Source organism: Shimia sp. MIT910701, assembly GCF_047126315.1.
Lineage (GTDB): Bacteria > Pseudomonadota > Alphaproteobacteria > Rhodobacterales > Rhodobacteraceae > Shimia.
Window position 1 is genome coordinate 543364 of record NZ_CP138953.1, and the last position, 16285, is coordinate 559648.

The 16285-nt window shown below is 56.0% G+C and carries 15 protein-coding genes; 6 read left to right on the forward strand and 9 right to left on the reverse strand.

Features of this window, described 5'->3' with window-relative positions; genetic code table 11:
- Positions 1–1146 (reverse strand): succinyl-diaminopimelate desuccinylase, encoded by a 1146-nt coding sequence (dapE, locus tag SIB38_RS02610; RefSeq protein ID WP_412551277.1) that lies wholly within the window; start codon positions 1144–1146, stop codon positions 1–3.
- Positions 1147–1438: 292 nt separating this feature from the next.
- Here dapE and SIB38_RS02615 point away from each other — a divergent pair, with 292 nt between their 5' ends.
- Together SIB38_RS02615 and SIB38_RS02620 are read left to right on the forward strand one after the other, a co-directional pair.
- Positions 1439–3010, forward strand: coding sequence for a Hint domain-containing protein (locus SIB38_RS02615; RefSeq protein ID WP_412551278.1), 1572 nt, complete (start codon positions 1439–1441; stop codon positions 3008–3010).
- A 3-nt stretch (positions 3011–3013) separates the two neighbouring features.
- Positions 3014–4111: a Hint domain-containing protein gene (locus SIB38_RS02620; protein WP_412551279.1), complete on the forward strand. Its 1098-nt coding sequence runs from the start codon at positions 3014–3016 to the stop codon at positions 4109–4111.
- A gap of 15 nt (positions 4112–4126) precedes the next feature.
- Here SIB38_RS02620 and SIB38_RS02625 read toward each other — a convergent pair whose 3' ends face one another.
- Positions 4127–4498: a hypothetical protein gene (locus SIB38_RS02625; protein WP_412551280.1), complete on the reverse strand. Its 372-nt coding sequence runs from the start codon at positions 4496–4498 to the stop codon at positions 4127–4129.
- Between the two features lie 352 nt (positions 4499–4850).
- Here SIB38_RS02625 and SIB38_RS02630 point away from each other — a divergent pair, with 352 nt between their 5' ends.
- Complete coding sequence (locus SIB38_RS02630; protein ID WP_412551281.1) at positions 4851–6431, forward strand: choice-of-anchor L domain-containing protein; 1581 nt, start codon at positions 4851–4853, stop codon at positions 6429–6431.
- Between the two features lie 110 nt (positions 6432–6541).
- Positions 6542–7615, forward strand: a complete 1074-nt coding sequence (locus SIB38_RS02635) for a transporter substrate-binding domain-containing protein (RefSeq protein WP_412551282.1) — start codon at positions 6542–6544, stop codon at positions 7613–7615.
- Positions 7616–7675: 60 nt separating this feature from the next.
- Here SIB38_RS02635 and dapD read toward each other — a convergent pair whose 3' ends face one another.
- Complete coding sequence (gene dapD / locus SIB38_RS02640; protein WP_412551283.1) at positions 7676–8503, reverse strand: 2,3,4,5-tetrahydropyridine-2,6-dicarboxylate N-succinyltransferase; 828 nt, start codon at positions 8501–8503, stop codon at positions 7676–7678.
- 66 nt (positions 8504–8569) lie between these two features.
- On the reverse strand, positions 8570–9505 hold the full coding sequence (locus tag SIB38_RS02645; protein ID WP_412551284.1) for a threonine/serine dehydratase: 936 nt from the start codon (positions 9503–9505) through the stop codon (positions 8570–8572).
- 78 nt (positions 9506–9583) lie between these two features.
- On the opposite strand from SIB38_RS02645, the gene SIB38_RS02650 reads away from it, so the two are divergent.
- On the forward strand, positions 9584–10417 hold the full coding sequence (locus tag SIB38_RS02650; protein WP_412551285.1) for a TIGR00730 family Rossman fold protein: 834 nt from the start codon (positions 9584–9586) through the stop codon (positions 10415–10417).
- Positions 10418–10501: 84 nt separating this feature from the next.
- Here SIB38_RS02650 and SIB38_RS02655 read toward each other — a convergent pair whose 3' ends face one another.
- From SIB38_RS02655 to SIB38_RS02665, 3 genes are all read right to left on the reverse strand, one after another.
- Positions 10502–10711 (reverse strand): hypothetical protein, encoded by a 210-nt coding sequence (locus SIB38_RS02655; protein WP_294115457.1) that lies wholly within the window; start codon positions 10709–10711, stop codon positions 10502–10504.
- A gap of 92 nt (positions 10712–10803) precedes the next feature.
- The gene (locus SIB38_RS02660; protein WP_412551286.1) at positions 10804–11193 is read right to left on the reverse strand and encodes a phage holin family protein; all 390 of its coding nucleotides are present in this window, start codon (positions 11191–11193) and stop codon (positions 10804–10806) included.
- A gap of 87 nt (positions 11194–11280) precedes the next feature.
- A complete protein-coding gene (locus SIB38_RS02665; protein WP_412551287.1) occupies positions 11281–11979 on the reverse strand; it encodes a Crp/Fnr family transcriptional regulator in 699 nt (232 codons plus the stop codon).
- A gap of 961 nt (positions 11980–12940) precedes the next feature.
- Between SIB38_RS02665 and SIB38_RS02670 the strand changes: the two genes are divergently transcribed.
- Positions 12941–13651 (forward strand): cytidylyltransferase domain-containing protein, encoded by a 711-nt coding sequence (locus tag SIB38_RS02670; RefSeq protein WP_412551288.1) that lies wholly within the window; start codon positions 12941–12943, stop codon positions 13649–13651.
- A gap of 144 nt (positions 13652–13795) precedes the next feature.
- Here SIB38_RS02670 and SIB38_RS02675 read toward each other — a convergent pair whose 3' ends face one another.
- Complete coding sequence (locus SIB38_RS02675; RefSeq protein ID WP_412551289.1) at positions 13796–15337, reverse strand: N-acetylneuraminate synthase family protein; 1542 nt, start codon at positions 15335–15337, stop codon at positions 13796–13798.
- Complete coding sequence (locus tag SIB38_RS02680) at positions 15264–16019, reverse strand: inositol monophosphatase family protein (protein WP_294115444.1); 756 nt, start codon at positions 16017–16019, stop codon at positions 15264–15266. Before SIB38_RS02680 ends, SIB38_RS02675 begins: the two co-directional genes overlap by 74 nt.
- Between the last annotated feature and the right edge of the window lie 266 nt (positions 16020–16285).

A 16285-nucleotide genomic window follows, 5' to 3' on the forward strand; every position in this document is an offset into this window, starting at 1 on the left:
TCAGGCAAAATAGTCTCGCAAAATGCGGCTGTAGATGTCTTTGAGCTGATGAATTTGCGCAACTGGCACCTGCTCATCCACCTGGTGCATGGTTTTGCCCACGAGACCAAATTCCACCACCGGGCAGTGGTGCTGAACAAAGCGCGCGTCCGAGGTGCCGCCAGAGGTGGAGAGCTCGGGGCGGCGGCCGGTTTCAGCTTCTACAGAGGTGGCCACCAGCTCGGACAATTCACCCGGAGGCGTGATGAAGCTTTCGCCGGAGATGGTGACTTTCATGTCGATGCCAACACCGGTTTTCGCCGAAATAGTGTCTACTTTTGCCTGCATCCACTCTGTAAGGGACGCGCCGGAGTGGGAGTCGTTGAAGCGGATGTTGAGCGTGGCTTTGCATTCTGCCGGGATCACATTGGTGGCCGGGTTGCCGGTGTCCATGGTGACGACTGCGAGGGTGGACGCATCAAAGTGATCGGTGCCGTTGTCCAGCGGCTCTGAGGAGAACTGGTCCATCAGGCGGGCCATCACCGGCAGCGGATTGTTGGCGCGGTGCGGATAAGCGGAGTGACCTTGTTTGCCGATGAAGGTAAAATAGGCGGTCATCGAGCCGCGACGGCCAATTTTCATCATCTCGCCCATCTCGTTGGGGCAGGTTGGCTCGCCCACCAGACAGACGGACATACGCTCCTGTTCGGTGGACATATAGTCCAGAAGTGCGGTGGTGCCGTCGATGGCGTCGCCTTCTTCATCGCCGGTGATTGTGAGGATTATGGCGCCCTCTGGCGGTGTGTTGGTGACAAAATCAATGGCGGCAGCGGCAAAGGCGGCGACACCGGATTTCATGTCGGTGGCGCCACGGCCGTACATAATGCCATCTTTGATTTCCGCACCAAAAGGATCCACCGTCCAGGCGGCCTCGTCCCCGACAGGCACCACATCGGTGTGGCCGTTAAACCCAAACGTCTTGCTGTCGCCTTTGCGGCCCCAGCGGGCAAACAGGTTGCTAACGTCACCGCGATCCACGCGGATGCAGTCAAACCCAGCGTCAGACAGCAGCTTTTCAAGCAAGACCAGCGCCCCGCCCTCCTCTGGCGTCACAGAGGGACAGCGGATCAGATCTGCGGTCAACTGTGCGGCATCGGTCTTGGTCATGGCGAGAGTCCTTTGTCTGAGAAGCTTGCGCCAAGGGTTGTGGCACAGCCACGGCGGACCGGAAAGCCACATTTGGAACACAAAGCGGTGGGGCACCTCTTAACAAGCGGAAAAATTTGCTGTTTAGTTGGAGTTAATAAAAATCGACCGAGGCAGGTCACCAGCAGTTCGGCTAAAACAGCCAAGGGTTTCCAACAAACGCATCTCGAAATGCGACGAGACCTGTATGAGCGCCCCATGAGCAGGTGGGCGTTGTTGTGTGGCGTGCCTCAAACACATGAGGCGAGCAGACATGCCCAGATTGCCCGTAAACACCGGCGCTTCGGCCATGGATATGGCGGAAACCATTTTTGGCGATGACGTGACCATCGTCTCCGCCGACTACAATGGGCAGAACTCTTCCTCCGGGATTTACACCAATGGGGACAGCGTTTCTCCGGGCGTTACACCCAGCGACGAAGGGGTGATCCTGTCCACGGGACATGCGAGAAACTTCTCCAACCGTTGGGGCGGCAACAATCAGCGTTCGGACCGCTCCACCGACACAAGTGGTGAGAACAACAACCCAGAGTTCAACGCGGTCGCCGGCACCAACACCTATGACGCCTCTTATCTGGATGTGTCGTTCATCGCCAATGAAGCCGGGCAAATGACGATGCAGTTTGTCTTTGCCTCCGAAGAATACCCGGAATACGTCGACTCAATTTATCAGGACTTTGTCGCAGTCTCGATCAACGGCAGCTATGTGCCGCTGGAAATAGGCGATGGGGATGTGGACCCCGGCAACATCAACAATGGTGAGAACGAAAGCCTGTTTGTGAACAACACAGGCGGGATCTACAACACGGAGATGGATGGGTTCACCCTCACCATGACGCTGACCTTTGACATTGTTGAAGGCATGAATGACATCCGCATTGTGGTCGCCGATGTGTCCGACAGCCGGTATGACAGCTCGCTGTTGATTGCGGCGGACTCGATTCAAACGTCGTTGATTGCCAACACGGATGAGGTGGAACTGCCAATTGATGGCACCCGCACCATTGATGTGCTGGCCAATGACGTGAACAACACCGGCAACTCGATCACCATCACACATATTTCCGGGCAGCCGGTCACCGTTGGCAGCCCGATCACCTTGCCCAGCGGGCAGATCATTACGGTGAATGGCGACGGCACCATCACCTTTGAGGGCGACAGCGACGAAGAGCAGGTCAACCTGACCTACACCATTGATGACGGCAACGGCACGACCGATGTTGGCTATATCAAGATCAATCAAGCACCGTGTTTCACAGTGGGCACCTTCATCCGCACGCCATTTGGTGAGGTGCCCATTGAGTGCCTGAATGTGGGCGATTTGGTGGAGACCGTGGACAATGGCCCCCAACCTCTGCGCTGGATTGGTCGGCGCAAGGTGGCGGCAGAAGGCGCCATGGCGCCGATCCGGATTATGGCCAACACCCTTGGCAACCATCGCGAGCTGTTGCTCTCTCCGCTGCATCGGGTGCTGATCCGCAATGCCTGGGCCGAACTCTTGTTTGGCGAAGAAGAGGTTTTGGTGGCCGCGCGCGATCTGGTCAATGACAAGACCATCCGCCAGGTGCCCGGTTGCGAGGTGGAGTATGTGCATCTGCTATTTGATGACCATCAGATCATTTATTCCGAAAAGCTGATGACGGAGAGCTACTTGCCTGGGCCACAAACCGCGAGCAGCTTTGAGCCAGAGATTGTTGCAGAGATCTGTGCCTTGTTCCCAGAACTCGATCCGGTGTCTGGCGAAGGTTACGGGCAAATGGCACGGCGCGGCTTGCGCAGTTTTGAGGTGGCCACTCTGTCGCAAATTGCCTTTGGCGAGGTCTAAACGATGAGCTGGATTGCCCTTTGGGACAAACGGCACGCCCTGTGCGACCTCAATGGCGTGGCCCATCCGCTTGGGACAGCCACCACAGCCCCTCAGGCGCTGTCTGGCACGCCGTTGCCACGGGGCAGTATGGTCGTGGAAACGCGGGTGTCGCCTTATGATCGACCACAAACGCTTATGGGTATGGCGTCCCAAACCGGCAGCGGCTTTCGCCTGTCTTTGCAAGCGGTGCCCGGCGGTGGCGTGGTGCTGGTGCTCAATCGCGGAAGCCGCACGGCGCATGTGGCGGTCAATCTGGACACTGGCGGGCGCGCGGATGTGTTGCGGGTGACCTATTCTTGGGATGTGCCAGCCAATGTGGGCCGTCTGGCAGTGGAGCAGCCTGGCACCTGGCGTGTGGCGGTGCGGACCTTGACCCGCCCAGTGGCACTCACACCCGCGGAAATCCGGGAAACTGTGCAGGACGATGACGCAAGGGTGCTGTCCAGCGATCTGTCCTACATTGCCTTTTCAAACCGCATTGAGCCGATTGGCCCCATGCCCAGCCTGTCGGAAGACACCCCGGTGATGACCGCGCAGGGCTATCGTAAGGTGGGAGACCTCAAACGCGGTGACGTGGTGCAGACACCCTCTGGTGATCTGGTCCCGGTTCTGGCCAACATCCGCCGGACCGTACCGGCCTCAGGGCATTTTGCCCCGATCCGGTTGCGCGCCCCGTACTTTGGGCTCAGCCGCGACATTGTCACCAGCCCAACCCAGCGTCTGCTGATTGGCGGCAGTCGGGTGGAGTATATGTTTGGCTCCGAGTTTGTCTTGGTCCCGGCCGGGCATCTGCTGCACGGCAATGCTGCGGAAAATGGCGGCACTGCGCCTTTGGTGACCTATTGCCAGCTTCTGTTGCCCAATCACGAAGCGATTTTGGCCGCCGATACCTATGTGGAAAGTATGGATGTGGGGCGGATGCGCCGTCGACGGGACTTGCTGAGCGCCAGTCTCCTGTCAGGATATCCCCGCCGACTTTTGCCGGAGCACGCGCGCACAGCGTATCCGGTTTTGCGAGAGTTTGATGCACTCACCTTGGCGGCCCAGCGCGCCGCCTGATCGATCAGTTTGCCCTTAGTGCTCGGTCGCGGCAGCGTCTTCGGATTCTTCTCCGTGATAGAAGGGCGTCATTTGCGCCACGACCACGGAGTTCTCGTCCAGGGCACGCTGCATAAGGCCGCGTTCCTGCCCGTCAATCTCGTGGCCCTGCGCCTCGCGCTCTTCAATCGTGCCATAGCCGGTCACGTCCAGCGGGTTCAAATCCGCCTGCTTAAGGATCGCCACGGTTTCGCGCACCGCTTCGGCTTCGTCCACGCCGCTGGCATAGATCATCAGCGCGCCACCGGTGGCTTCGTCCGGCAGGCCATCGCCGTCTTTGCGCCCGACCTGAACGAGCAACGTGTAGACCTGCTGGCGGGTCTTCTTCTTTTTCTTGTCCTGGGTCATGCCGGTGCCTTTCTGTTGCACGGGCCTTAGCGTGGCTCATAGCAAGGGGTCAACCGCCCGCCGCAGTTGGTTCAAGCAATCACGCAACATTGTGCAAAATTTACTTCTATTTTTCAGAGTCTTGGGGGCGATCAGTTACCTTTTGGAAAGGGTAGGATTCCAAACTGTTAGCGCGCAGAACGTGCCCTCTTTCTAATGGTGACTTTCGAATCTCCTATCGGCAATTGCTGAGCCGGAGCTGACGCCAAGGCCAGAAATCTGTCCGGCATTCCAAAGCTTTCGACCACGTTCCCAAAAGAAATCGGGCAGAGACGCCACAGTTATAGTTTGGGAATGCACATAGGGGACCACCATGCCAACCGCATCAGAACTGCCGATTGATAACAGCGCCAGTGCGACGCAAATGGCGGACGCCATGTTTGGCTCCGGTGTTCAGGTGTTGGGCGCCAGCTATACAGGGCACGCCATGTCCAGCGGGATTTACTCGGATGGTGATTCCGTCGCCCCGGATGCCACCCCTTCAGATAGCGGCGTGATCCTCTCAACCGGCTACACCAGTGATTTCACAAACGCCGACGGGGACGTCAATGCCGACGCCAACACAACCGGACAAATGGACCGGGACGGCGACGACGATCTGTCTGAAATTGCCGGCGGGGACACCTATGACGCGGCAGTGTTTGAGGCCAGTTTCATTCCGGATGGTGACACTCTGACCATGCAGATCGTATTCTCCTCAGAAGAATATCTGGAATATGTCGACAGCGGCTACAACGACGCGGTTGGCATTTGGGTGAACGGCGAGAAGGCCACCCTGTCCATTGGCGATGGCGACGTCACTGTCGACAACATCAATGACGAAGACAACGCGAACCTCTATATCGACAACCCAGCGGACGGCGAGACCGTGAACAGTGAGATGGACGGGTTGACGATCACGCTCACCGTGAAAGCGCCGGTCAATCCGGGCGAGGTCAACACCATCAAGATCGGCATCGCAGACGCCGGAGACGACAAATACGACTCCAATCTGCTGATCGCTGGCGACTCCATCCAATGTGCATTGGTGGCGCAGGACGACGAATACGAGATCGGCGCCAACGCCACCAAAACCGTGGACGTGCTGGCCAATGACGCCGCGCCGGATGGCGCCACCATGACCATCACCAAGATCAACGGTCAGGAGGTCAGCGCGGGCGATTCGGTGACGCTGAACACCGGAGAAGTGGTCACGCTCAACCCGGACGGCACGCTGTCGATCCAGACCGATGGCGATTTGGGCAGCGAGGCCTTCACCTATGAGGTTGAGGATTCCGACGGCAACACCGACACCGGTTTTGTGAAGGTCACTACCACCACGGCACCGTGTTTTGTGGCCGGGACTGAGATTGTCACCCAAAGCGGCCTGAAAAAGGTCGAAGCGTTGATGCCAGGGGATATGGTTCTGACCCGCGACAATGGCTTCCAGCCGCTCTTGTGGATCGGCACCACCACCCGTCAGGCGACAGGGTCTGATGCCCCGATCCGGCTCGCCAAAGATGCTTTGGGCAACCACGAGGCGGTGGAATTTTCGCCCAATCACCGCATCCTGATCAAATCGTCCCAAGCGGCAATGCTGTTTGGTGAATCCGAGGTGCTGGTGAAAGCCAAAGACCTTGTGAATGGCGACACCATCACAGTGCGTGAAGATCATGGCCCGGTGACCTATGTGCATATTCTGTTTGACCGCCACGAGATTGTGCGGGCCAATGGGTTGGACAGCGAAAGCTACCACCCCGGTCAGGAAACGCTCGACAGTTTTGATGCCGAAACCCGCGATGAAATCCTGCGACTCATGCCCAATTCTGACGCGTTGATGGGCTATGGGTTTGGACCGTCTGCCCGCGTGTCGCTGCGCAAATATGAGGCCGAGGCTCTTATGGCTGCAGCCTAAAGGTCAAAAAGTCCTAATTAGAGCCAAATAACCCTAGGTAAACGTCGGAGCGTGGTTGACCGGCTCAAGCGGTGCGCGATAGGGGGAGCCAAGCAACTCCGGTACTTACTATGCGCTTCCTCCCCGCAGTCCTCATCTCCATCGCCTCTCACCTGTCATGGGTGTTCGCCGCCTCTGCGCAGACGGCGGAAACGTTGACCTTTGCCACCGTGGACCGGCCTCCGTTTGTCTTCCTAGATGACAACACACCGCGCGGCTTCAGCGTGGACCTGATGCGGGCCATTGGTGAAGACCTGGGCAAAGAGATCACCTTTGCCCCGCAGGACAGCTTCCCCGACATGTTAAGCGCAGTGGAAGCTGCCACGGTGGATGGCGCCATTGCCAACATCTCGATCACCGCCTCGCGTGAAACGGTGATGGATTTCAGCCAGCCGATTTTTGAGAGCGGCATTCAGATCTTGCTGCCATCCGAGCCCGGCAGTCTGGCGCGAATTGGGGGGTTGCTGACCCGAGAAATTCTCACCGCCATTATGGTGGCCTTGGGAATGCTATTTGGCGGCGGTATGTTGATGTGGCTTTTTGAACGCCGGCATCAGCCGTATTTTGACCGTCCCGCCAAAGATGCATTGTTCCCGTCTTTCTGGTGGGCGCTCAATCTGGTGGTGAACGGCGGCTTTGAAGAGCGCATGCCTTTGTCCCGCCCGGGCCGGTTCTTTGCGGTGATCCTGGTGGTGGCCAGCCTGTTTGTGGTGTCGGTCTTTGTCGCGACCATCACAGCGGCGGTGACGGTTGAGGCGTTGCAAGATTCTGTCGACAGCATCAACGATCTGGATGGGCGTAAAGTGGGCTCTGTGCGCGGCTCCACCTCTGCTCAGTTCCTGACCGCGCGCGACATCCGCTTCCGCGACTTTGACACGCCCCATGAGGTGCTGGCGGCGTTTCAGGATGGGGACATCGACTCCGTTGTGTTTGATGGGCCGATCCTTGCCTATTTTGCCACCAACGATGGCCGCAATGAATCGCGTTTGATTGAACGGGTGTACCGCCCTGAGAACTACGGCATCGCGCTCCCAACAGGCAGCCCGTGGCGCGAAGAGATTGACCAATCTTTGCTCAAACTGCGCGAGGATGGCACCTATGATGCGCTGCTTGAGCATTGGTTTGGGGCAACCTTCCGGCGGTAAGGCAAACAAAAAGGCCAGTCCCAACGGGACTGGCCTTTGTCTTTGTAACCTCGCGAGGTCTTAGTCGCGCAGCAGCTCGTTGATGCCGGTCTTGGAGCGGGTCTTCTCGTCCACGCGCTTCACGATCACCGCGCAGTAGAGGTTCACGCCGTTCTTGGAGGGCATGGAGCCTGCGACAACCACCGAGTAAGGCGGCACTTCGCCGTACATCACTTCGCCGGTTTCACGGTCTACAATCTTGGTGGACTGGCCAATGAACACGCCCATGCCCAGCACAGAGCCTTCGCGGACGATACAGCCTTCAACCACTTCCGAACGCGCGCCGATGAAGCAGTTGTCTTCAATAATGGTTGGACCCGCCTGCATTGGCTCCAGCACGCCACCGATGCCAACGCCGCCGGAGAGGTGCACGTTCTTGCCGATCTGCGCGCAGGAGCCGACGGTGGCCCATGTGTCGACCATGGTGCCTTCGTCCACATAGGCGCCGAGGTTCACAAACGACGGCATCAGCACCACACCAGGGGCCACATAAGCGGATTTGCGAACAACGCAGTTTGGCACGGCGCGGAAACCGGCGTCCTGCCACTGCTTCTCGCCCCAGCCTTTGAACTTGCTGTCAACCTTATCCCACCAGCCGGACCCCTGCGGGCCTCCGTCCTGAATTTCCATGTCCTTGATGCGGAAACCAAGCAGCACGGCTTTTTTGGCCCACTGGTTTACATGCCAGTCGCCACTTTCCAGTTTCTCGGCCACACGCAGGCTGCCGCTGTCCAGCGCGTGCAGCGTGGACTCAATCGCGTCGCGAGTTTCGCCGGTAGTGGCCGACGTGATGGTGTCGCGCGCGTCCCACGCGGCTTCGGTGGCTTGTTCCAGTTGGGCATTCGACATGTTTAAGGCTCCGGATGTCTTGGAATTTGGGGTGTTCTAACGGGATAGAGCGCGGGCGTCACGCGCTCATTGTGTCGCTTGTTCAAACGGGTCCGGCGCAATATTGGCGCCACAGACCAAAACGGCGACTTTTTCGCCCGGTTCGGGCACATAGGCGCCGGATGTCAAAGCGGCCAAAGCGGTGGCCCCAGCAGGCTCCACAAGCTGGCGGCGTTCCCGCCACAAGGCCTGTTGCGCTTGGCTGATGGCTTCGTCCGTGACCAATACTGACTCCGCGCCGGTGGAGACTGCGAGGTCAAAGCAAATCTGGCCAATGCGTTTGGCGCCCAGCGCGTTGGCAGCCACGCCAGACACTTCCACGTCTACAGGCTCGCCAGCTTTCAAGGCAGCGTTTAGGGCGCAGGATGTTTCCGGCTCCACCGCGATCACCCGGCGACGGCCATCAAACCAAGCCATCGATCCGCCAATCAACCCGCCGCCACCAACAGCAATAATCACTGTGTCGGCATCTAGCCCCTGCTCTTCCCATTCCAGCGCCACGGTGCCTTGGCCGCCCACAGTACCGAGCGCGTCATAGGCGTGGATCTGCATCGCGCCGGTTTCCGCTTCATAAGCCAGCGCCTGATCCAGCGCGTCAGAATACGCCCCCGGCACCACTGCTAGGTCGGCACCAGCGTCGCGGATCAACGCAACTTTGGCAGGGCCAGCCATTTCCGGCACATAGATGCGGGCTTTATGACCGAGTTTATGAGCGGCATAGGCCACAGCCGCACCGTGGTTGCCTCCAGAGGCGGCAACCAGACCGGCCGCAGGAACATCAGAGGACAACAGCGTGTTGAACGCGCCGCGCGCCTTGAAGGTGCCGGTGTGTTGCATCTGCTCCAACTTCATCTGCACCGGGAAATCCAGACCAAAGCCGTTCTCCACGGTCACCACCGGGGTGCGCAGCACATGCCCTTTGATCCGCTCTGCCGCTGCTGCGATTTCCGCGCTCCAGTCCATTTTCACATCCCTGTCACTGGTTTTGTTTCCGCGAACCCTATAGGCAAAAGAAAAACGCGCAAGCAAGGACGAGTAACGATGAAAGATGATCGCCGCCACCCGCTGTCAGATGCCCATTCTGACCGTCAGTCCGCCTCCCAGGTACCGGACACGCCGCAAACCCGTGCGCCGTCGTACCGGCTGGCCTTTGCGGATGAAGATTTCCTGTGCCGTCCTGAGCTGCGCCCGGTGCGTTTGCAGCTGGAGTTGCTCAAGCCGGAACTGGCGCTAGACGAGCATGAGATAGAAAGCACAGTGGTGCTGTTTGGTGGCGCGCGTATCCCGGAACCCTCCAAGAAAGACAGCGCCCGCACTGCAACGCTTGCGGAACTGTCGCGGTTTTATGATGAAACCCGCAAATTCGCGAAGCTGGTGACCGAGGCCAGCGATGGCAAGAAAAACGTGATTGTCACCGGCGGTGGCCCGGGTGTGATGGAAGCAGGCAACCGGGGAGCATTGGATGCGGGCGGACGCTCGATTGGCCTCAACATTGTGTTGCCGCATGAGCAAGCGCCCAATGAATATGTGACGCCGGAGCTGTGCTTCAACTTCCACTACTTTGCGATCCGCAAGATGCACTTCCTGATGCGCGCCAATGCGATTTGTGTGTTCCCGGGGGGATTTGGCACCTTGGACGAGCTGTTTGAATCGCTGACGCTGATTCAGACCGGTCGTATGCAGCGGGTGCCGTTCCTGCTGTTTGGCAAAGATTTCTGGCAGAAGATCATCAACTGGGAGGCGCTGTCGGATGCGGGCACAATTTCCGCAGAAGACCTCGATCTGTTCCAGTTTGTAGAGACCGCAGAAGAGGCGGTTGAGGTGCTCAATAACTGGCAGGATTATTCCCGTCGGGATCAGATTCCCGGCCGTTAGAGCCTTTTTGTTGCAAGGCGTCCCGGCCAAAGCCGGGGCGCTGCCTTGAGTTACTCAAGTGATCGTTACAGGTACCAAGTCCACTTAGTGGAAATGTGCCGGCAGCACGCCAATTTCGGTCCCTTGGGGCAGTTTGGTCACAACCTGTGCGCCTGCCACGTCTTTGATCGCATAGCCGTAGCCTGCCAGACGGAATTTCCATTCCCGTGTGCTCAGCGAGTTGTGTTTCTCGCGTGTCAGGATGTCCAGTACAGGCGCGTCGATCATTGCGCCGCCGATGTCTGCATGTGCCATGTGTCAGTTCCTTTCTGATTGTTTACAGAATGGAAACTGACCGTTGATCGGGGCGCAATTGGCGCTCAAATGTGAAAAGTTTTAGGCAAACTTTACGTATGCGCTTTGGGTTTGGCGAGCGACGGGAAGAGATACTTGGGCAAAAGCACCCCAGCGATCAGCGCGCCCAGCCATACAATCAAAGTGGCCGCCAAGAGGTTGGCAATGCCGCCGATGGTAAAGTCACTGACCAGCATTTCGGTGATCAGCAGGCCGGCAAAAGTGACGACCAACGACAAGCCACCCAGCAGTTCCGGTAGTTTTTTCTCAGACACTTTGCGGATGATTGGTAGGAGAACGACCGAGACCACAGTGAACACCAGCGTGACAATCACAACGCCGAGAAAGCCGATGGAGAAGCCGGGTAGCAAAACGTTCGCGAGGATCAGACCAATCGCATTGGCAATCAAATGGGCCGCGGCGGAGAGAACAAAACGGGGCATGATGCGCCTTTCCTGATAGAAATCCCCTGCACTCTAAACGGGAGCACACCCTGCAATCCAGAGCGTATTGGCAATTTCGATTGTCGGTTAGCGCGCCCAAGCCTGCGCGGGGTCTTCTTCGCTGTACGTGCGCAAGTGTTCGATGTCATCAATATTGGCGCGGTTCTGCTTTATTTGGACCCCCTCGGCCTTCAACTTGGCGAAGGCCCGGCTGAGGCTTTCCGGTTTCATGCCCAAACGCCCCGCAATCAGGATCTTGTCATAAGGCAGAACGACCTCGCAGGCCCCTTCCTCAGCATTGCTTAATTCACAAAGAAATTCCGCCACACGCTGCGCACTGGTTCGCGCTTTGAGCGCTTCAATTTGCGCCACCAGACTGTGCAGATGGCGAAAGGTGGAAGACAACAATGAAAGTGCAGCCTCAGGCGTTTCTCGGATACGGCGCAAGTAAGCGTCGGTTTCGATGCGCATCAGCTTTAATGAGGTCACCGCTTCAGCAGACACCGGATACACATCCCCCTGAAAGGCAACGGCCTCGCCAAAGCTGCGACCTTGAGTGAACACCCCAACCACAGCTTCGGTGCCACTAGGTGCGATCCGGTAGAGTTTGGCCCACCCGGATATCACGATAAAAATGGCGGTGGCCGTCTCGCCTTGCAGAAAAATGGTCTGTCCGCGTTCGTATTCTGAGACATGCGCCGTCGACAGCAGCATCTCTGCGTCTTCTTCGGGCATGCTGCTAAACAGCAGCGATTGCCGCGCAACGGCTTTATGCTCTGCCTGCATCTGATGTCTCCCGCGTGTCCCGTAAGAAACACGGATACGCCGGACTTCGACCGATTTGCAAGCCAGCCTTCAAGATGGCGCTTTGCCTGTTTTGTCAAAACAACTCGCACCGGTACGTTTCAATAGCGATGAAGAGCGGAGCTCAGATATTTGCTGAAGATTCGATCGCCCTGTGTCAGCGCCCAAACCACTCGCCTGAACAACTCATTCTCCGCTTCCAATCACACAGAGTTTGAGTATTTGTGCAGAGCTGTGTTTCTTGATCTTGGCTGCAGTCGCCACGATGTCCTATATTTATTGGACATCCAGAAGTCCTTCAGTGATGTAGGGGGCAATGTCCGTTCCCATACACGGCCGCGCGATCTGCCAGACGCAAAATACATGCTGGCGGATCGAGTGTATGACACGGGCTAGCCATGTGAAGCGCTTGAAGACAGAGGCATTGCGTCCAGCACCCCTATTTGCGAAGACCTCACGGCACTAAGCCTTTATGACGTGGCCCGGCACAATAAACGCCAAGAAATCGAGCGCTTCTTTACCCACCCCAAGGGTTGGTTGCATGACACGAAACGCTGCCACAGGCGCTCAAAAGTCCTCCCTTCAGCCGGCGCTTGAGCACCATCGGTCATGTTCTGGTTATGAATCCCGGCTCTAAACCCGACGCACTTTAGCTAAACAATAGAGACTATCCGCAAAGGTGGGACACTTCAGGGCCAAACAATTCAACAGGGAACCGCGCTGCGTCAACGCATTGTTGTGAAAAGGGCAGTTCTTTGTCGTGGGGCGCCCAAGGCGCTCTATCGTGTTCAACTCAAACCGACGTAATATATTTAGGCGATTCAGGCGTAATCGAAACCTTCTAAGGCTTTAAAATCAAAGGATGTCTGATAGTCTATGAAACGATCTCAAAAGCAAGAAATCTCCAAAAAGCTTGCACGCAACTCAAACCAAGAAAGCTCCCATGGACCCCATCATCGCCGTTATCCCCGCCCGCGCTGGAAGTGAGCGTGTAAAACACAAAAACACGCGCCCTTTTGCAGATATCCCAGGCGGTCTCTTGGAGTTGAAACTGAACCAGTTGAAAGGCGTCAAGGAGGTCGAAAAGGTCATCGTATCTAGCAACGATCCCGCTATTCTTGATTACACTGCCGCTTTTGGTCGTGATGTAGACAGCCGATTTGTCGCACTAGAACGCCCGGATGAGCTTGGCCGGTCATCTACTCCGATGAGTGAATATATCAAATACTCTGCGACTCTTTCCGAAGAGGGAGTGCAACTGATGACCCATGTTACCCATCCTTTCGTGACCGCAACTGTGTTTAGTGATCTGATTGAGGCCTGGCGCAGGGCTGAGGCAGAGGGGCATGACAGCCTTGTTACCGTGACAAAGCTCCACAAATTCATCTGGGATGAAAATGGGCCCTATAATTACGACAATACCGTTGAAAAATGGCCGCGCAGCCAGGACATCAAACCGTTGTTTGAAATCAATCACGCCGCCTACCTAATGCCGTTTGCCCGTATGCGCGCCGTTGGTGACCGTATCGGCACCAACCCTTGCTTGCACGAATTACCCGAACGCGTAACGATGGATATCGACTGGGAAGAACAGTTTCACTTGCTGGAAGATATCGCGCTGGCCAAGGTGCAACGGGGTGACAGCCTACTCTAGGATCGGAATATTGCGCTGCTCCGATTTGCGCCGCCGTGAAACATATGGAACAGCGGACATCGATGCCCCCTGTCCCTGCATGCGCGACAAATCTGTAGAAACCGCATGTCATAGATTCTATGACATGCGGTACTTTTTATTTAGTCAGGCGGTGCCCCGAAAATACTTGTGGTGCTCGCTTTCGTTCACCTTTTTCTCTTCAGACCCGACAACCACTTCAACTTCACGAATTTTTGCTACGAATTCACGGAATTCTGAGGTCGCGAGATCAAGAGCAACGGCGTCAAAGTGCGCCCATTCGGTGTTGCCCAGCTTCACGTGTTTTTCCACCATGACTGCCCCAGCGGCGACCGCCATTCCAGAAGGCATCCATCCAAAATCATGGCTAGAATAGGCTGGTGCCAGATGGGGGTGTTTCAGCGAGAGATCCCGGTAGTGACGGATTACGCCAATGTTGCAATCGTGCTGTGGCGTTGGGTAAGCAGAGTTGCACTGCATGAGGTACAGCTTTTCGCAATCAGTGAAGGTCTCTATCACCCAATTTTCATAAGTCGTATCGGTCATTCCCGTCGATAAAACGATCCCAGCACGATAGTTTTTGGCCACATAAGCTAAGTAATCTGTGTGTTCAGAGATGGTTGACGGCAATTTGACCAGCTCTGGGTTGAACTGCATCATGAACTCAAACGACGGCTGGTCTAGCACAGACGCAAACCAACGTACCCCCAAGCTTTTGCATAGCTGATCTAGGAATTCAAAGTCACTCTGACTTAGCTCTAGCTGATTGCGGTAATCCCGAAACGTGTCCCCAAACGGCGAGACATATTTGGCATCCAACTGTTCTTTGGAATAGAATGTATCGACGTCGCGCTTCTGAACTTTTACAAAATCAGCACCTGCAGCCTTGGCGGCACGCACCATGCGCTCCAACCGTTGCCGATCGCCAAAGTGATTGGTTGTCAATTCAGCTGTAATCAAGACACCTTGATGCGCACGCTCGGATGTACTCTTCTTTTCTGGAATAAGCTGGGCATTCAACTCGGAGCCAGACAAGCTTGAAAAGCGACGTTTGCCGACGTGATGTATGTCCAGCTCGCTCTCACGAAGCATGTAAAGCGCATTAATAAAGTAGTATTCCTGCGGCGCGATGATAAAGGCACGATCATCTGTGCTGTTTAATGAGTAATCCTTGCCAATGGCCGCAGAGTAGCCTTGGTCCGCGGAAAAATCAAAGCCGAGCATATAGACTTTTTGTGTCTTTCCGCGAATTTGGGCAATGATCCGCGCCAATCTCAGCGCTGACAAAAACAGCACGTCCTCAATGACAAACTCACTGTCAGGATTGTCAGAAACCAGCCGAGTCATCATCATGTCGCTGCCGTCTTGAGAGCCGGCGACATACCGCACCCTTTCCACCTCACCACGGGGCGGATCCAGATCTGTTGACGTTACATAGAGGCGCGAGCGCCAGCCGCTTTCCTCCAGAGCTTGATGCACCCATGAATCATGAAACACCGTGATATCGCAGGGGGCAATTCGCTCTGAATCATTGACCCCAATGACCAAAGCCCCAACTAAAATTTCCGGATCAATTTCGTCGATCGACGCTCCTTTACCCAGAATGAAGATCGTATCGGTGCTGAATGTCGACGCGATATTTCTTACCCGGTTCAAGAAATTCCCCATGATATGATTTGCCCTCTACTTCGATTTCACAGTTATGTTCTAGGGCAAGCATAAGCCCCGGCAAAAGATCCCAAGAGTATGCCCCCTTGGGGTTGGTAAAGCGGGCGAATGCTCCACGCACTACATTATAAAGATTGTAAACTGCACACCCGGTAACACGGTTTTCTTGGCTTGAGCCCATGCCTTCAAAAATCTCATCGCACATTGATGAGGAGAACCCACGGATCCGTGACCGGATCGGAAGCAACGAGTCACCTGTCATAAGGTGTTCGCCAAGTTCTGGCATCAAAAGCATACTGCCTAAGTGAGTTCCGCCATGCCACAACGTAAACGAAACGCCCCATTCCTTGAGGCCAGAACAGAAGTTTTCTGTACCGTCGATAGGGTCAAGAATGGCATAATACCCTTCGCTCGCCAATGGCGTGTCAGCACTGAAAGTCTCCTCGCCCGCAAATGTGACGCCAGGAATGCGGTCAACCAAGTATTTTTGGATCAGATCTTCCAAGAATACATCGGCTGCCGTCACAGGGCTGTTGTCAGGTTTTAGAGTGATATCATAGCGTTTGGCCAGGATATGCTCCATGTTGGCTGCTATCAAATCAATCAATCCATGCATCAGTGCGCGTGTAGCTGCTAGATCGGGAGGGGCATCACCAAAACTGGTGGTAGACATTTCAGTCATTGTCGTGGTCCTAATTGGGTCGAAAGTCTAGACTGTGAAAGTCGCCCCGCTCTAGTAAAGCCGTGTACCTTCTGGGCCGACGTTAAACATGTGGCGACTATCTTTGGTTGAGCCTTAGAGGCTTTAAAAACAGTAACTTCCATTTCACTTTTCGCCTCTTCGAGACAAAGGCTGACGTAGTGTATTATTTTCTTGCGCTCGCGGCTCAATTTGATTTCGATATAGTCTCGTGCCAAATCACACTTGATCAGCACGGACGCTTTGAA

Excerpts from the sequence above, each read along its gene's own strand:
- dapE (WP_412551277.1), bottom strand. The coding sequence starts at position 1,146 with ATGACCAAGACCGATGCCGCACAGTTGACCGCAGATCTGATCCGCTGT.
- SIB38_RS02615 (WP_412551278.1), top strand. The coding sequence starts at position 1,439 with ATGCCCAGATTGCCCGTAAACACCGGCGCTTCGGCCATGGATATGGCG.
- SIB38_RS02620 (WP_412551279.1), top strand. The coding sequence starts at position 3,014 with ATGAGCTGGATTGCCCTTTGGGACAAACGGCACGCCCTGTGCGACCTC.
- SIB38_RS02625 (WP_412551280.1), bottom strand. The coding sequence starts at position 4,498 with ATGACCCAGGACAAGAAAAAGAAGAAGACCCGCCAGCAGGTCTACACG.
- SIB38_RS02630 (WP_412551281.1), top strand. The coding sequence starts at position 4,851 with ATGCCAACCGCATCAGAACTGCCGATTGATAACAGCGCCAGTGCGACG.
- SIB38_RS02635 (WP_412551282.1), top strand. The coding sequence starts at position 6,542 with ATGCGCTTCCTCCCCGCAGTCCTCATCTCCATCGCCTCTCACCTGTCA.
- dapD (WP_412551283.1), bottom strand. The coding sequence starts at position 8,503 with ATGTCGAATGCCCAACTGGAACAAGCCACCGAAGCCGCGTGGGACGCG.
- SIB38_RS02645 (WP_412551284.1), bottom strand. The coding sequence starts at position 9,505 with ATGGACTGGAGCGCGGAAATCGCAGCAGCGGCAGAGCGGATCAAAGGG.
- SIB38_RS02650 (WP_412551285.1), top strand. The coding sequence starts at position 9,584 with ATGAAAGATGATCGCCGCCACCCGCTGTCAGATGCCCATTCTGACCGT.
- SIB38_RS02655 (WP_294115457.1), bottom strand. The coding sequence starts at position 10,711 with ATGGCACATGCAGACATCGGCGGCGCAATGATCGACGCGCCTGTACTG.
- SIB38_RS02660 (WP_412551286.1), bottom strand. The coding sequence starts at position 11,193 with ATGCCCCGTTTTGTTCTCTCCGCCGCGGCCCATTTGATTGCCAATGCG.
- SIB38_RS02665 (WP_412551287.1), bottom strand. The coding sequence starts at position 11,979 with ATGCAGGCAGAGCATAAAGCCGTTGCGCGGCAATCGCTGCTGTTTAGC.
- SIB38_RS02670 (WP_412551288.1), top strand. The coding sequence starts at position 12,941 with ATGGACCCCATCATCGCCGTTATCCCCGCCCGCGCTGGAAGTGAGCGT.
- SIB38_RS02675 (WP_412551289.1), bottom strand. The coding sequence starts at position 15,337 with ATGGGGAATTTCTTGAACCGGGTAAGAAATATCGCGTCGACATTCAGC.
- SIB38_RS02680 (WP_294115444.1), bottom strand. The coding sequence starts at position 16,019 with ATGACTGAAATGTCTACCACCAGTTTTGGTGATGCCCCTCCCGATCTA.